This window comes from Aerococcus sp. NPDC058936, from assembly GCF_042741995.1.
Lineage (GTDB): Bacteria > Bacillota > Bacilli > Lactobacillales > Aerococcaceae > Aerococcus.
In genome coordinates this window covers 89,442-105,959 of record NZ_JBHYKZ010000001.1, presented here as the reverse complement: position 1 = coordinate 105,959, position 16,518 = coordinate 89,442, and the positions used below count along the sequence as shown (strand labels likewise).

The window sequence follows — 16,518 nt, the reverse complement described above, 5'->3', positions numbered from 1 at the left end:
CCCACCTTTTTAAGGTAGCATGTTCTGAATTAGTCTATTTAATAAGTTGACAAGAGTGTCGACCTCTTCCTTTGAGAGACCTTCAACTAGTCTGTCATCTATCTCTTGTAAAAATTGGAGAATACGGTCATGGGCTTCATGTCCTTCCTCTGTAACAATTAGCCTTTTTAAACGACCATCTTTTTGCGATTTCTCCGTTTTTACGTACCCATTCTTCTCTAATCGGCTGACCAATTCAGACGCAGTAGATTTACGAATCTTCATATATTTTTCCAGGTCTTTCACATAGATTTCATCTTGTGCTGACGCATGGATTAGATAACCCAATGCCATCGATTGTGGACCCTTCATATCTCCCAATTCGTGCTCACTAAGTTCTACACCAATATTTCGGTGGACTGCAATTGTTAACTCCCGTAGCAAACCACCTATATATAATGGACGATCCTCATGTATCACTTCTTCACCTTCCTTGCATGTCTATTTTTGATTAGTTCGCACCCGAACCTTATAGTTCGCATACTAACCATTTTACTTAGAAATTCACCAATGTCAACGGATTAGATTCAGAAAAATATGGATTTTTCTATGAAAACGTTTTTTATTTTATGACAACGTTTTACCATGACTAAACCATTTTGCCAATAAAAAAACTAGTATACTCAACCACCCCATTGGGATAGCTGTCGCATACTAGCTTTGGAAAAAGTATTTACATTTATAACTTGGCAATATCGGTCCGATAAGTCAGTGACGCGCCGTGAATCTGGTCCACAAGCTTGTAGGCTGCCTTGCGGGCGCTTTGAATGTCGTCTGCTAAGGCAACTGGCGTGAGGACACGACCACCGTTTGTAATCAATTGCCCTGCTTCATCTGTCGTCGTCCCGTTATGGAAAATCAAGGCATCTTCAGGTACGGATTCAATCGCAACATGATTGTCGTAAGCACCAGGATAGCCTTTAGAATATAAGACCACGCCGACTGCAGCTTGTTTAGACCAGGTTAAATCGCTGGGTTTTAAAGTGCCAGCAAGGGTCTTTTCAAATACCGTCAGCAAGTCACTTTCAAGTCTTGGTAAAAGGACTTCCGTCTCAGGATCCCCAAAACGGACATTAAATTCTAAGACTTTCGCTTGGCCATCTTGAATCATAAAGCCAATAAACAAAATCCCATAAAAAGAAAATTTTTCAGCAATTAACCCACGTTCAATCTGCCCCAAAATAGCTTTGATCTGTGCATCCAAGGCTGGATCTGTGGTTTCAGGCGTTTTTGGTAAAGAATAAACACCCACGCCACCCGTGTTGGGCCCTAAATCGCCATCAAATGCCTTCTTATAATCTTGGGCCGTATCCATGGCGACCAATTGGTTATTGGACACGAAACATAAAAGTGACTGCTCGTAGCCGTCTAAATAGTCTTCAATAACCACTTGGCTAGCGGAATCACCGAAACTTTGATCAAGCAACATGTCTTTTAAAGTAGTTTCTGCTGCTTCAAGACTGTGACAAATCACAACGCCCTTACCCTTGCATAAACCGTCCGCCTTAATAACGATTGGCAGGTCAGCTTGGTTGATATAGGCCTTAGCTTGATCAAAGTCGCCTGTGGTGAAAGAATTGGCAGTTGGAATTTGATATTTATTCAAAAATTGCTTGGTCAAATCCTTGCTCGCTTCTAGTTGGGCACTTATCTTGTCTGGGCCAAAAACAGCAATACCAGCCGCTTTAAAGACATCCACAATGCCGGCACAAAGCGGATCTTCTGGGCCTACAATGACAAGGTCGACGGCCTCAGTTAAGGCAAAATCAAGTAAGCCATCAAAATCCATCACATCGATTGGGACATTGGTATAAGCACTTGCGGTACCTGCATTTCCAGGTGCTAGAAAAATATCAACTGGTCGGTTGGATTGGGCCAATTTCCAAGCAATGGCATGTTCTCTACCACCAGCACCAATAATTAAAATTTTCATGATTTCTCCTTAGGAATGAACAGCTCGTCATTAGTGTTTGAAATGACGCATGCCAGTGAACACAACTGAAATATCGTAAGCTTTAGCTGCTTGAATCACTTTCTCATCTTGGACAGAACCACCTGGTTGCACGATGGCTTTAATGCCATATTCATGTAAACTGTCGATGGTATCTGGGAAGAAAAAGCCGTCTGAAGCGACAACTGCCCCTTCTAACGGGAATTCAGACCGTTGTAAGGCATCTTCAAGCGCCCATACGCGACGCACTTCCCCGTGACCTAAAGCGTAGGTTTGTTTGTCTTTTGCAATGACCATGGCGTTTGACGCACAGTGTTTAGCTACTTTCCAAGCAAAGTCCATATCTTCTAACTCTTTGTCCGTTACTTGACGGTCTGTTTTAAGTTCAAGACCTGTTTCAGCGTAGATTGGTAAGTCTTTATCTTGGATTAACAAGCCGCCCACTGTTTCCTTGTAAGTCGTCTCTTTACCCTTGAATTCACCTAATTTCGTTGATTTCACTAAACGTAGATTTTTCTTTTTGGCTAAAATGGCAAAAGCTTCTTCCGTAAAGTCAGGCGCCACGATAATTTCTAGGAAAATTTTCGACAATTCTTCAGCCGTTTCAGCATCCACCGTACGGTTAAAACCAATAATCCCACCGAAAATAGACACTGGGTCCCCAGCAAATGCTTTTCTGTAAGCGTCTGCCGGTGTATCAGCAACCGCTACCCCACAAGGGTTGGCATGTTTGACTGCCACACAAACTGGCTCGTCAAACTCTTGGACAAGGTCCATATTAGCCCGCATGTCATTGTAGTTGTTGTAAGAAATTTGTTTCCCGTGTAATTGTTCTAAGTCAAAGTCATCTTCAAGCGGACTTTCATAGTAAACAGCCGCTTGATGAGGGTTTTCACCGTAACGCAATTCTTCCTTATAACGGAAGGCTTTCGTCAATAATTCTGGGAATTTTTCATCAGCTAGTCCAGTAAAGTATTCAGCGATCATGGCATCATAGAAAGCCGTTAATCTAAAGGCTTTTGCCGCTAGATTTTCCCGTAATTCAAGAGTATTCTTATCATTTTCCAAAGCGTCAACAACTAAATCATAATCCGCTGCGTCAGTAACAATTAAGACGTCTTTGTAGTTTTTAGCTGCTGCACGGATCATTGAAGGACCACCAACATCGATTTTTTCGATAATTTCTGCCTTAGATGAGGCCGTATTTTTTACGGTTTCTTCAAATGGATATAAGCTGTTGATCACCATATCAATGGCATGAATCCCTAATTCGTCAACTGTTTCTTGATGTTCAGGAATGTCACGGTTGAATAAAATGCCACCATGAATATGTGGATGTAAAGTCTTCACACGCCCCTGTAAAATTTCAGGTGAATTGGTCACTTCTTCAACAGCAATCACCTTAATGCCAGCTTCTTCTAATAAAGATTTTGTCCCACCTGTAGAGATGATTTCCCAACCTAATTGGTCTAATTTGGTCGCAAATTCAACAATACCAGTCTTATCGTAAACAGAAATTAAAGCTCTTTTCATTTTTGTCTCCTTATGTCTCCGTAATATTTTTTCTTTGCTTAATCGCTAAACCTAGCCGTCTAGACCGCTAATGACTTCAGCAATAGCTGTGATTAATATCCTGTGTTCTACTGCTAAAACGCGTGCCTGCAAGGTTTCTGCAGTATCTGTCGGCAAAACAGCAACCACTTCTTGAATCAAGATTTTCCCCTCATCAAAGTTTTCATCCACTAAATGAACGGTCGCCCCAGTTACTTTAACCCCGCTATCAATGGCTGCTTGATGGACTTTCAACCCGTAATACCCCTTACCTGAAAAAGCCGGAATAAGTGACGGATGAATATTCAACATCCGCCCTTCAAAAGCTTGGACCAAGTCTTTAGCAATCAATTTCAAGTAGCCTGCTAAGACCACAATATCCACGTCATAGGTCTGCAAGGTCGCTAAAATCCGGTCATCATCATTGGTATACAATTGGTCAATCCCGGCCTTTTTGGCCCGTTCTAAACCATAAGCATCCACCTTATTTGAAATAACTACTGACACTTCAGCTGGTAGGTCACCTAGCCGACAACCATCTATAATGGCCTGCAGATTGGTTCCACCGCCAGAAATTAAAACGCCAATTTTGATCATACAAAAGATACTCCATCAGCTTGCGTCGTCACCTGACCTAATTTAAAGGCGCCGCTGTCATTAGCCGCTAAAACTTGTAAGGCCGCATCAACATCCGCTGGGTCTAGGAAAATGACCATGCCGATCCCCATGTTAAAGGTTCCAAACATTTCATCCTCTGCCACCTGGCCTAGATCTTGTAAATAATCAAAAACATCTAGCGTTGGGATTTGATCACGATTAACCGTTAAACCAAGCCCTTCAGGTAAAGTACGCGGTACGTTTTCAAATAAACCACCGCCTGTAATATGGGCCAAACCTTTAACAGTCACGGCATTGACTAAAGCCAGCACATCTTTAGCATAGATTTTTGTAGGTGTCAGTAAAACTTCGCCCACCGTCTTATTAGTATCTCGATATTGATCATTAAAATCAATCTTATTTTTTTCTAATATGGCTCTAACCAAAGAAAATCCATTAGAATGGACACCTGAAGATGGCAAGGCAACAGCGATATCGCCCGCTTTGATGTCTTTTCCTGAAATGATTTTTTCTTTATCGACAAGGCCGACAGCAAATCCAGCTAAATCATAGTCGTCTTCGCCGTACATACCTGGCATTTCAGCAGTTTCACCACCGATTAAGGCAGCACCAGCTTGTTTACAACCATCGGCTACGCCTTGGACGATACTGGCCATTTTCCCGGGGACTAATTTACCTGTCGCAATATAGTCCAGGAAAAATAAGGGCTTGGCACCTTGGCAGATAATATCATTGACACACATCGCGACAAGGTCAATCCCAACGGTGTCATGGATACCAACTTCTTGGGCTACCATTAATTTGGTTCCCACGCCGTCAGTACCTGAAACAAGAACGGGCGCCTTCATATCCGGCGCACCCAGTTCAACCATACCTGAAAAGCCACCCGTTTCAGTCATCACCTGATCTGTATAAGTGGCTTTCATCATGTCTTTAATTAATTGCACCTGCTGGTAGCCGGCTTCTTTGTTGACCCCAGCAGACTTATAATCTAATCCCATTTTGATCTCCTATTATCTTCTATCTGTCGCTTATTCTTCAGTAAAATAAGGTTCATACAGTTTATTGCGCCCGATGGCACGGTGAAAGCCATCTAAAGAAATATATTTCAAGCTGTCACAGCCAATCAAATCTCTCACTTCCTCAATCGTTCGGTTGTAAGCGACAAGTTGATGCTTGTCTGGAATATCCACCGTCATCGATTCACCCTTCACAACTGGTGGCGCGGCAATGCGGACATGAATCTTACTTGCCCCTGCTTCTTTTAAGGTATTGACCGTTCGTTTAATAGTTGAGCCCCGCACAATAGAATCATCGATTAAAATGACTTCACGATTGGCCACAATACTTTTAATTGGGGTCAATTTGATTTCAATATTTCGTTCGCGAATGGTTTGCGATGACTGGATAAAGGTCCGGCCAATATAGCGGTTACGGACAAATCCTTGCTCATAAGGTAATCCTGACGCCTTAGCGTAACCCATAGACGAAATCACACCCGATTCCGGTGCCCCAATCACAATGCCTTTATGCAATTGGTCTTCTTGCCACAAGGTTTCCCCTAAACGATAACGCGCATCATAGACAGAAATCCCGTCCAGAATTGAATCGGGACGCGCCGTATAAATAAACTCGAAGGCATCCAGGTTTTCAGTTGCTGCCATGTTGGCCGATAGGTAATGAGAAATGCATTGTGTTTTTGTTTGAATAAACAATTCACCCGGTTGGATTTCACGAATCACGTGTCCAGCGATTGAATCAATCGCCGCCGTTTCTGAACTCGCAATGATGGTATCGTCCATTCTCCCAATGGCTAAAGGTTTAATCCCGTCCAAATGTTTATAGGCGATAAACCGGTCGTTATTCATATAGATCAAGGTAAATTTCCCGATTAAAGCTTCAAAATAAGCCTTAATTATTTCAACATCTTGCCCAAGTACTTCAATACAAGCCTGGTAGGTGAAATCTTCATTTTCAATTTCCCCATCAATCGCCATTAAAGCCCCCTCATGGTAAAAAGGCATAGGCTCACTTTCACGGTTTTCAAAGGGGTATTGGACAAATCCAATCCCCTTATTCCCCGGCATATGTTCAATCAAACCGTCACCAAAATGTTCACTGATTAACCCTTTTTCACGGATTAATTGACTGTCACCATCTGGCGTAATGGTCCCAATACCAACGGTCGCTTGCCCCCGGTGTTGCAAGGCATAGAGACCGTAATATAAATGTGGAAATGCTTCAATATTATTGAAAGAGTAAACGCCTAAAATACCACTCATTTAGTCCCACCTACTACAACGCTTGAATCGCTGCTTCGTTGTTCATATCACGAACGCCGGCACTTAACTCTTTTTTATAGTCGTTTAATTTTTCTGTTAAAGCTTGGTCTGCTACTGCTAATATTTGTACGGCTAAAACAGCCGCGTTTTCCCCACCATCAAGGGCCACAGTCGCAACTGGGACACCTTTTGGCATTTGAACGATAGATAATAAGGCATCTAAACCTGACAAGGTAGATGATTTAACCGGTACACCGATTACTGGTTTAACCGTCATGCCAGCAATCACCCCTGGTAAATGCGCCGCTTTACCGGCAATGCCGATGTAAAGGTCAGCGTCATTTTGCCCAACTAAGGCTTGTAGATCATCTAAGGCACGGTGGGCAGAAATCACAGATACTTGGTAAGGAATTTCAAATTTACTTAGGTTACTAGTTACTTTGCGGGCGATTTCAACATCACTTGAACTACCCATAATAATTCTAACGAACATAATTTCCTCCTATTTGGCGTTTAAATACGCAAAAGCTTCAGTTAAGAATGGATTTTCACCTTGACTTGGCACATTTTGGTAGAGGTCTTGGCCACTTCTCTCAAATGAAGAGATGGTCCCAAAGACTAAACCGTTTGGACTAGCTAAGCCGTCAATATTTTCTTCTGCAAAATAAGTATCAAAAGCAGCAATCACTTGACCATTAGCTTTGATTTTTTCTGCTGCTTCACCTAATACGACACGACCAAATGCTGTGGCAATTGGTGCGGTATAGGTTTTGTTAGCCCGACCAGTGGTAAAGGCTGATTTTTCAGAAACGACACGGCCAGTAGTTAAATCAGACACGAACTTGCCGTTTTGATTTGGTAAAACACGAATTGCTGAATGACCAGTCACTTGGCCAAATTCAATTAAACCAGTGCGGATTAAGGCTGAAAAAGCAGATCCAGACCCGATAATTAAGCGGTCGGCTTTTAAATGAGCGTCAATGGCTTGGCTAACATCCGGTCTATTAAGGATCAATTCCCAAGCACGGCCTTGTTCATCCGTTTGGTTACCAAAAATTGAACCATTTGGTAAAGCCAGTAATTGTGTCTCTTTTAACTTTTCAATTAACGTTTGAATTGATTGCTCGAATTTGGCATTTGATGAGTCAGCGATAACCATCACTTGGCAGTCAAATCCAGCTTCTTCAAGGGCAAATTGTAAGTCATATTCACCATTAGTTCCGTATAAAACAGGAATCAAGGCTTTGACAGGGGTTGCTGTATTGCCAAGGAAACCATTAGGGCACGCAAAGCTATTGCCTGCAACGATCTTAGGTGTTTGGCGGTCAGCAGTTTCAATCTGATCAAATACAGAAGCGAAAACTTCATTTGAAGCATTTTCAATCGCCTTAACCGCGTAGTCTTGACCCGCAATTTGAATAGTATCCGCTTGCGTTTGGCCAACAACCTGGTAAGGAATATCTCCAAGTAAGTCTTTAGGATCGCCAACTAATTCTAAAAGGAAAGCCCCCATCATTGGTTCAGCCAAGCGGTTGGTGAAGTCCTCTGAAACAGCGACAGAAATCCCATTTCCATAAGACATTTCGATTAAATCTTTCAACATGCCGTTAAAACCAACAGTCGAAGCAGCTAATAAAGCGTCCCCTTTAGCCAATTGATGGATGGTTTCATAAATAGCTTTTTCTTGGTCTAAATCAATGGTCCAGTCACGGTTTAAGGGGTTTTCCACTAAGACAACTGTTGAACCTACTTGCTTGAAGGCACGAGAAACCACTTGGTCTACATGGCCTTGTGCAACCGCGAATGACAATAAAGTTGGCGGTACGTCGATATCATCAAAGGTGCCTGACATAGAATCCTTCCCACCGATGCTCGCTAAATCAAGTCCAGACATAGCTAAGTTGGCTCCTAATAGAGATAAAACAGGTTTACCCCAGCGTTCTGGATCATTTTGTAAGTTTTCAAAGAATTCTTGGAAGGATAGACGTAAATCTTTGTAGTCGAATCCTAAGGCCACCATGCGGCTAACTGATTCAATGACTGAGTAGAAAGCCCCGTGGAATGGTGATTGTTCTGATAAGTAAGGGTCAAATCCGTAAGCCATACCAGACGTTGTTGTCGTTTTACCACCAGCAACTGGTAATTTTGAAACCATCCCTAATTCAGGCGTTGCTCGGTATTTTCCGCCGAATGGGAAGAGCACAGATGCACGGCCAATCGAACCGTCAAATTGTTCCGCCATAGCCTTTTGGCCCGCTCTATTTAAGGTTGACATATAAGCTTTTAATGACGCTTCATCCCAGACTGTCCCAGCTTTCACATCATTTTGGAAAAGGGTTTTCGGTTGTAGTAAGGTTGCATTCGCGTGTTTAGCCGCCCCGTTTAAATCTAAGAAGGCTCTTGATAAATCAATAATTTGCTTACCTGACCAAGTCATTTGCATCCGGTCATTACCAGTCACTTCAGCAATAATCGTCGACTCAACATCTTCCTCTTCGCAGTATTGTAAAAAGGCTTCAATATCTTTCTCAGCAACCACAACAGCCATACGTTCTTGCGATTCAGAAAGGGCAATTTCACCACCATGCATACCAGGATATTTCACCGGTACATCATCCAGTTGAATATCCAATCCGTCTGCAAGCTCACCAACAGCAACAGAAATCCCACCAGCACCAAAGTCGTTACAACGTTTGATTAAACGTGTTGCTTCACCGCGTCTAAATAAACGGGTAATTTTTCTTTCAATGGCCGCTGCCCCTTTTTGCACTTCAGCACCTGCATTTTCAAGAGATTGTTCGGTTTGAATTTGTGATGACCCAACGGCTGCACCCAATCCGTCACGACCAGTCCGACCACCTAATAAGATGATTTTGTCAGTTGCAACAGGTTCTTCGCGGACAATATTTTCTTTTGGTGCCGCTGAAATTAAGGCTCCTGTTTCCAAACGTTTAGCTTCATAACCAGGATGGTAGATCTCTTCAGCGTAACCACCCGTTAAACCGATTTGGTTGGCGTAATCACTATTGCCTTCTAAGGCACGTTTCGCGATGGTTCTTTGCGATAATTTTTCAGGATGAGTGGCATCAAGCGGAAGATTCGGGTTTTTAGCACCCGAAATACGCATCCCTTGGTATACCCAACTTCTACCAGATAATGGATCACGAACCCCACCACCAACACAAGTAGACGCACCACCAAATGGTTCAATTTCTGTCGGGTGGTTATGGGTTTCGTTTTTAAAGTAAAGAATCCAATCTTCTTCAGTGTCATCAACGTCTACTTTAATTTCTAAAGCACAAGCGTTGACCTCGGGTGAAATCTCAACATTGTCAAGGATGCCATATTCCCGTAAGTAACGGCTTTGAATTGTTCCTAGGTCCATCAAGGTGATAGGACGTTCAGATCGGCCAAGTTGTGCCCTTTTCTCTAAATAATCATTTAAAGCTGCCTTGAATAAGGGTTCATAGCGACCGGCATCGATGGTCACGATATCGATTTGAGTGTTGAAAGTGGTGTGACGACAGTGGTCTGACCAGTATGTATCAATGACTTTCAACTCAGTTAAATTGGGATTACGGTTTTCAGATTTAAAATATTCTTGGCAGAATCGCAAGTCGTCTAAATCCATAGAGAATTTTTGAGCTAGGTTGACTAAATCAGCTTCAGTCATTTCGGTGAAACCAACAACTTCCTCAAGCTCTTCTGTAGATGAAGGGTAAATCTCAAATGGGGGTTCATCCATGGCAATGACGGTATTTTCAACCGGATTGATGAAGTAATTTTCAAAAATTTGTCCTTGGTTTGGTGTGACATTATTTAAAGTCACGACTTTAGAATGGAAAACTTTGACTTCTTCAAAGCCAAGCACATGTTGGATCATTTCCGTCATCATTTGCTCATGTTCATTGTATTGACCAGTCACTTGACGGTAGCGGAAAGTGTAGTCAGCGGTCGGGATTTCTTCGATAAAAGTTAGTTTCTCAGTATCGAATAAGGCTTTTTGAACCGCTTCAAGGGTGGCTTCAGAAGCCCCCTCAAATTGATAAAGATTGTAGAAAGCAATTTCAGTATCCGCAGCAAAATTTAAAAACTCTAAGGCCTCTTTAGTGTATTTTTGGCCTTCAACATCGAACTGGGCGTTATTTTTTGTAATAACTTGCATGTTTGGCCACCAATTATTCAAAGTAATGCACTAGCGCTAAAGGTTCGATGTATTCATCACCTTTATAGACACGCATATTGCCACCTGCAACTTCATCAATTAAGACAATGTCATCAGAATTGTCTAAGCGACCAAATTCTAATTTAATATCATAAAGTTCTAGGCCTTTTTCGGCTAATGCTTCTTTGATAACTAGGGAGATATCTTGGGTTAGTTTTTTCAATTGGTCGTATTCGCCAGCTTTTAAAATATTTAATTGTTCTAAGGCATCTTGGGTGATCAATGGATCTTGACGGTCATCATCTTTTAAAGTGAACTCTACGTAGGCATCAAGTGGTGTACCTGATTCAATGTAAGCGCCGTAACGTCTGATAAAGCTACCAACAGCTTTAAAACGACAAATCACTTCTAACCCTTCACCAAATACAGAAGCTTTTTCAATCTGCATGGTGTTTTCTTCAGTGTTTGAAGAAATATAATGCGTTGGAATATTCTTTTCTTTAAATAATTCAAAAAAGTATGTTGAAAGCACAACATTCGAGTGGCCTGACCCTTCAATCGTCGCCCCTACTTGGTTTTCACCTGGGTCAAATACCCCATCTTTACCCGTAACATCGTCTTTAAATTGGAAATAATATTGGCCGTTATCATCTTGTAATAAGTTTTTTGTCTTACCTGAATAAATAAGCATTGCTAAAAATCGCTCCTTTTTTAAACACATACGTTTCCACTGAATTACTTATGAATATTCGTTTTCCGGATAATCATGTGCTTACCTTAACGAACTTCAAGCGTAAAGACAAGGGTAAAACTGAACATTTTAATAGAAAAAGTAAATTCAGGTCGAAAAACAACTCCTATAAACGAACATTCGAATTTTGATATGCATTTATTGTTAAGAATTTAATATTGTCGATGGAAATAGTGCAACTTTTGTATTTTATCAAAATCTGCTAGCCAAACCGGAAAAATTGGCAAAAAAAAGACCGCCATCAGTGCAGCGTGTTGCGCACTGATGACGGCCTATCTGCCCTTGCATGTAAGGTTGGGCATGCACTTTGGGGCGAGTTAGCTTTTAAATATTCGAATTTTTATTCAGCTTTTGGTTGGGTTTTGAGCACTTCAACCTTTTTGCCATTAATTTTCTCTTCTAATTCCGGGTACACAAGACGCGCGGTCGCTGAACCAAAGACCATTAATTCATACAATAATTGTGGATCTTCAGTGGTTCTTGATAATAAACGCAGGTAAATTTCCCCGTCACCAGTCAAGATTAAAGTGTAGTAGCCTGCACGTTTTAAGTTAATTTCATTGATCACCGCTAAGGCTTTTGTTTGGTTGTTGAAGTCCTCTACTTGGACTAATTTACGATAAGTGATTTGGAATTCTGTAACCGACGAACCTTCTTTAAATTCACGCGCTACCACGTTAAAGGGAATTGTTTTATCTTCAGCAATACGGTAAGCACCAGAGAAAACAACTTGATCTTCGTTGAATTGATTCTTCTTAACGGGCACTTTCTTATCGTTAAACATTTTCTCTAAAATTGGTTGAATTGATGGCATGGTATTCCTCCGTTTATCTTCTAAATTCATTACTATCATCATTGTAACATAAGCTTGTCAGAAACCTAGAACAAGGTTGGTCAAAAGTTGCATAGCTTTATTACTTTTAATTCATTAGGCGGTTAAAGACTGCAGCGTTATCTCCCCTGTTAGCTAAACTAAAATCGGGTTCGAGCCTCCAAAAAGGACTGCGTTTCAGTTTAAGTTGCTACTGACGTTGTCAGCCACTGCCTTAAACTTCCAACGTTTCCTTTCTTGGCGTCGGCTCTCGCCTCTTAGCTACAAATTCTGCCATCATTTCTAGTGCCTCATCTGCTTCAGGAATCGGATAAATTGGGAAGATATGGGCCATATGCTGATAGATTTTGAAATAAATCGGTAATCCCTCAGCTTCAACTTTTTCTTTCAAGGCAAGTGTGTAAGTCAAGGTTAAATCTCTCGTTCCGCTGACAACTAATATGGGTGGTAAGTCATTAAATGATCCATACCATGGTGAAACTAAAGGACTAATTGCCGGAAAAGGTTTAGCAAAAGTTTCTGTTTCAAGCGCAATTAATTTTGGTTGTAAAAAGGGTTCGTACTCCACATGGTCATATTCTACCAGGAAATTTTGCAAGGTTCCATCCAAAATGGGTGCGATAAGTACTGCCGACTCTGGCAAAGGTAAACCATAGTCACGTAATTGCTGCATAAAGGAAACCGCCAAAGCACCACCTGTCGAATCACCAAGAATAGCAATGTTTTTTGGTGCAATCCCCTTCTCTTCGATTAAATATAAGTAGCGTTTTAAAATCATTTTGTGAGCATCAACAACGTTGTGGGTTGGTCCCTTTGGAAAAATAGGCATGACTACTTGTCGATTAGTTAGGTCTGCCAATTTACGGGCCATATTAAAGTGCAATAAAGTTGGTTGTAACCAATAGCCACCACCCGAAAGATAGAAAACGACCTTTTCGGACCTTTGTGAGCTTGGTGACTGGCTGTCCTTTTGCATGTTTTGCACGGTAAAGGTATCCGTAAAATCGTCTAAATAATCAAAACCCATTGAACGCTTGGTCAAGGTGAGTTCTAGGGGCAATTCATTACGGTTGTAAGCGACGGAATAAAGGCGGTCATAGTTGGAATTTTGACCAGGAAGAATACTGGAAGCCAGGGTCAAACTATCCTCGACCAATTGCGCAGCGTAAGAAATATTCACCTTACGGGCCCTGATTATTTGACTGGCAACAATACCTGTTAATGCGCCTAGTGCAGCTTTTGTCCAAGTTTTCATAGGAACCTCCTAAAGGATTTTCTTAAAATAATCATAACATGATAAGTGATACATAAAAATCTATCTGTATTAACCCACCACAATATTTCTAAGATATAGAAAAAAGCCCAAATAAAATATTCAGGCCTAGGTAATTTTAAAATGTTAGCTTTGGTTCCCAAATTGGTTGTTCTATTAGGTTTGAATCAGCAATAGCCATATCTAGTATTTCCATAACTGTTAAACTTTGGGCTAAATGTTCTTCTGCATACATGGTATCCTCATGATCAATCCAATTGGCAAAAATCTTAAATTCTGCACCCATTTTATGCTCGCATGTATTCAATTCAAAATGATCTGTATAGCCATCATTTGTCCAAATATCAAATGAAGTGACCCTATTAGTAGCGCTATTGACCCTAATAGTGCCTTTAGTTCCTTGAATAGTTGCCCCATTTTCCCCTGTAGAATCCTTTGAAGCCATGCATACAGCTTTTGTGTATCCATAGTCCATGATTAAAACGCCAGATGTATCGATAGCATTTTCGATGTTGGGGTAGTAAGTAACTTTCTTTGGTCTACCAATTAAGCCAACAACGAAATGTATATTGGATGAATTTAAATCCATTAAGGCACCGCCACCATTTTTGATATCAAAGGCTGGTAACACGTTACCTGCTGTGAAAGAGTCATACTTACTCGAATATTTTGAGAAATTGCATTCAATTAACTTAATATCTCCAAGAAGTGGTAAAAGTTCACGGATTTTACCATAATTTTCAACGAACTGCCCTGTTACAGCCTCAGCCAATACTAAATCGTAATCAATGGATAGTCGTTCTAATTCGATTAATTCCTTTTGTGACATCGTAAAAGGTTTCTCACATATCACATGCTTACCATGGAGTAAGGCTTCCTTAGCAAAAGGAAAATGTAAGTTATTAATGACGGCAACATACACTGTATCAATATCTGCTTCAGTCAAAAATTGGGTGTAATCACTATACACTTGGTCAATGCCATATTGTTTTTGAAAGGCGATTGCCTTGTCAACGCTTTTAGGTGTTGAGTTAATTGCAGTTACTTGTATTTCTGGCAACTCAGCAATTACCGGTAAAAATTGCTCAACGACTTTTCCAGTCCCTGCTATCCCTAATTTCAAATCTACCCCTCCATTAACCTAAAGATACCGCCAAATTAGGTGTTAACATTGTTTTCTGATAGCTAATTATAAGCCTCTAAACCCACAAATTCTAGCCCTTTTTGACAGAAATTTTATTTTTCGTTAAATTTTATACAAAGTATCTGATAAGTTGCTGTTTTAAAATAAAGAGGCGCTTTCAAACTCCCCGGTTACGAACAAAAACAAGCTAACGTCAATTCGTTTCACTAGCCAGCCACTCCAATGTCCTTTATCATATAAAATAGTTAGGCAAAAGATTTTAAGGAGGATTTCTCATGAAAAAGTATAACAATTTCATTAACGGTGAGTGGACAGCCCCTACCAATAATGAATACAAAGAAGTAGAAAACCCGACAACTGAAGAAACGTTTGCCCAAGTTGCATACTCTGCAAATGAAGATGTTGATCAAGCAGTTGAAGCAGCTAAGACCGCCTTTCCTGCTTGGAATAATCTATCTCTTGAAGAAAGAACCCGTTATGTAGAAAAATTATTAGATGAAATCAAAGCCCACAAAGATGAAATTCGTGACATTATTGTCGAAGAATTTGGTGCTGCCAAGACCTTCTCCGAGTCAGGACAAGTTGGTTTAGCCATTGATGAAATGTCAGCTACAGTTGAGGCCATTAAAGATTACAATTTAACGGAAGAAATTGGAAATACTAAAGTGATTAAAGAAGGTTATGGTGTAGTTGCTGCCATCACACCTTGGAACTATCCGTTAAATCAAATTCAACGGAAAATCACACCTGCTTTATTAGCTGGGAATACCGTAGTTGTTAAACCAGCATCTGATACACCACTCACTGCAGTCAAACTATTTGAATTAGCTGAAAAAGTAAGCTTTCCAAAAGGTGTATTCAATCTAATCCTAGGAAGTGGTAGTGGTGCTGGTAACTATCTAGCAGAACATGAAGATGTCGCCGTTGTTTCCTTTACTGGGTCAACTGAAGTTGGTCAAGGGCTATACGAAAATGCTGCTAAAGGCATCAAACACATCATTCTTGAACTGGGTGGTAAATCTGCGTTAGTTTACTTACCTGGTGGCGATTTATCCTTTGCAGTTAAAAAATCAATGGGCACTATTTTAAACAACCAAGGGCAAACTTGTACTGCACTTACAAGACTATTAGTGCCTAAAGACGAATTAGCTGATGTAGAAGCTGAAGTAAAATCCTTCTATGAAAACAACGCCATTATCGGTGATCCTGCTGATCCAAATACGCTTGTTGGGCCAATGGTATCCGCTAATCAAAAGAATACAGTGCTCGAATATATTGAAAAAGGGAAAGCAGAAGGTGCCACTGTCCTAGTTGGTGATAAAGAACCAGCCCAAGAAACAGGACACTTCGTTACCCCTACTGTCTTTACAAATGTCACTAATGATATGACGATTGCCCAAGAAGAAATTTTTGGACCTGTACTTGTTATCATCACATATGATACTGAAGAAGAAGCGATTGAAATCGCAAATGACTCAATTTACGGTCTTTCAGGTGCGGTAGTTGGTCCTACTGAAGATGCATACAGAGTAGCTAAGCAATTACGAACTGGTAATATCTTCGTAAACAAATCAGAACGTAACCCACTTGCGCCATTTGGAGGCTACAAACAATCCGGATTAGGTCGCGAAAACGGTCTATACGGTGTTGAAGACTACTTAGAAACAAAAGCGATTTTCTTAGAAGATTAAATAATAGCATATTAAGAAAAATTCATATTAGTTTATCAAAAAAGCCCTGATATTAGGTAGTTTACACCACCTAATATCAGGGCTTTAAAATTGGTCATAACGAAGAATGAATATGCAACAGATGAAGATCATGTCAATAATTATGGAATAATATACTTTTTACGATAATTTACTTGAAAACAAATAATAGATGATACCATTCGAAATAACATAACTATAAA

13 protein-coding genes are annotated in these 16,518 nt (G+C 40.7%); 1 reads left to right on the top strand and 12 read right to left on the bottom strand.

The genetic code is table 11. From position 1 onward, the window contains the following. Positions 1-9: 9 nt before the first annotated feature. From ACFW0C_RS00495 to ACFW0C_RS00440, 12 genes are all read right to left on the bottom strand, one after another. Complete coding sequence (locus tag ACFW0C_RS00495) at positions 10-459, bottom strand: MarR family winged helix-turn-helix transcriptional regulator (protein WP_083227241.1); 450 nt, start codon at positions 457-459, stop codon at positions 10-12. Positions 460-718: 259 nt separating this feature from the next. Next, entirely contained in the window at positions 719-1,972 is a 1,254-nt protein-coding gene (gene purD / locus ACFW0C_RS00490; RefSeq protein WP_378104408.1) for a phosphoribosylamine--glycine ligase, read from the bottom strand. Positions 1,973-2,002: 30 nt separating this feature from the next. After that, positions 2,003-3,523, bottom strand: coding sequence for a bifunctional phosphoribosylaminoimidazolecarboxamide formyltransferase/IMP cyclohydrolase (gene purH / locus ACFW0C_RS00485; protein WP_378104406.1), 1,521 nt, complete (start codon positions 3,521-3,523; stop codon positions 2,003-2,005). Positions 3,524-3,574: 51 nt separating this feature from the next. Further along, positions 3,575-4,138 carry a phosphoribosylglycinamide formyltransferase gene (purN, locus tag ACFW0C_RS00480; protein WP_378104405.1) on the bottom strand — a complete coding sequence of 188 codons (564 nt, stop codon included), beginning with the start codon at positions 4,136-4,138 and terminating at the stop codon, positions 3,575-3,577. After that, positions 4,135-5,160: a phosphoribosylformylglycinamidine cyclo-ligase gene (purM, locus tag ACFW0C_RS00475; protein ID WP_378104404.1), complete on the bottom strand. Its 1,026-nt coding sequence runs from the start codon at positions 5,158-5,160 to the stop codon at positions 4,135-4,137. Before purM ends, purN begins: the two co-directional genes overlap by 4 nt. Positions 5,161-5,190: 30 nt before the next feature. Beyond that, entirely contained in the window at positions 5,191-6,441 is a 1,251-nt protein-coding gene (locus ACFW0C_RS00470) for an amidophosphoribosyltransferase (RefSeq protein WP_378104403.1), read from the bottom strand. Positions 6,442-6,454: 13 nt separating this feature from the next. Next, positions 6,455-6,934 carry a 5-(carboxyamino)imidazole ribonucleotide mutase gene (purE, locus tag ACFW0C_RS00465; protein ID WP_111857263.1) on the bottom strand — a complete coding sequence of 160 codons (480 nt, stop codon included), beginning with the start codon at positions 6,932-6,934 and terminating at the stop codon, positions 6,455-6,457. 9 nt (positions 6,935-6,943) lie between these two features. Further along, complete coding sequence (locus ACFW0C_RS00460; protein ID WP_378104401.1) at positions 6,944-10,606, bottom strand: phosphoribosylformylglycinamidine synthase; 3,663 nt, start codon at positions 10,604-10,606, stop codon at positions 6,944-6,946. Between the two features lie 13 nt (positions 10,607-10,619). Beyond that, entirely contained in the window at positions 10,620-11,297 is a 678-nt protein-coding gene (locus tag ACFW0C_RS00455; RefSeq protein WP_378104400.1) for a phosphoribosylaminoimidazolesuccinocarboxamide synthase, read from the bottom strand. Positions 11,298-11,697: 400 nt separating this feature from the next. Beyond that, a complete protein-coding gene (locus ACFW0C_RS00450; RefSeq protein WP_111857266.1) occupies positions 11,698-12,171 on the bottom strand; it encodes a hypothetical protein in 474 nt (157 codons plus the stop codon). 232 nt (positions 12,172-12,403) lie between these two features. Next, the gene (locus tag ACFW0C_RS00445; protein WP_378104398.1) at positions 12,404-13,444 is read right to left on the bottom strand and encodes an alpha/beta hydrolase; all 1,041 of its coding nucleotides are present in this window, start codon (positions 13,442-13,444) and stop codon (positions 12,404-12,406) included. Between the two features lie 136 nt (positions 13,445-13,580). Further along, positions 13,581-14,585, bottom strand: coding sequence for a Gfo/Idh/MocA family protein (locus ACFW0C_RS00440; RefSeq protein ID WP_378104396.1), 1,005 nt, complete (start codon positions 14,583-14,585; stop codon positions 13,581-13,583). Positions 14,586-14,881: 296 nt separating this feature from the next. Here ACFW0C_RS00440 and ACFW0C_RS00435 point away from each other — a divergent pair, with 296 nt between their 5' ends. After that, positions 14,882-16,297 (top strand): aldehyde dehydrogenase family protein, encoded by a 1,416-nt coding sequence (locus tag ACFW0C_RS00435; RefSeq protein ID WP_378104394.1) that lies wholly within the window; start codon positions 14,882-14,884, stop codon positions 16,295-16,297. The last annotated feature ends 221 nt before the right edge of the window (positions 16,298-16,518 follow it).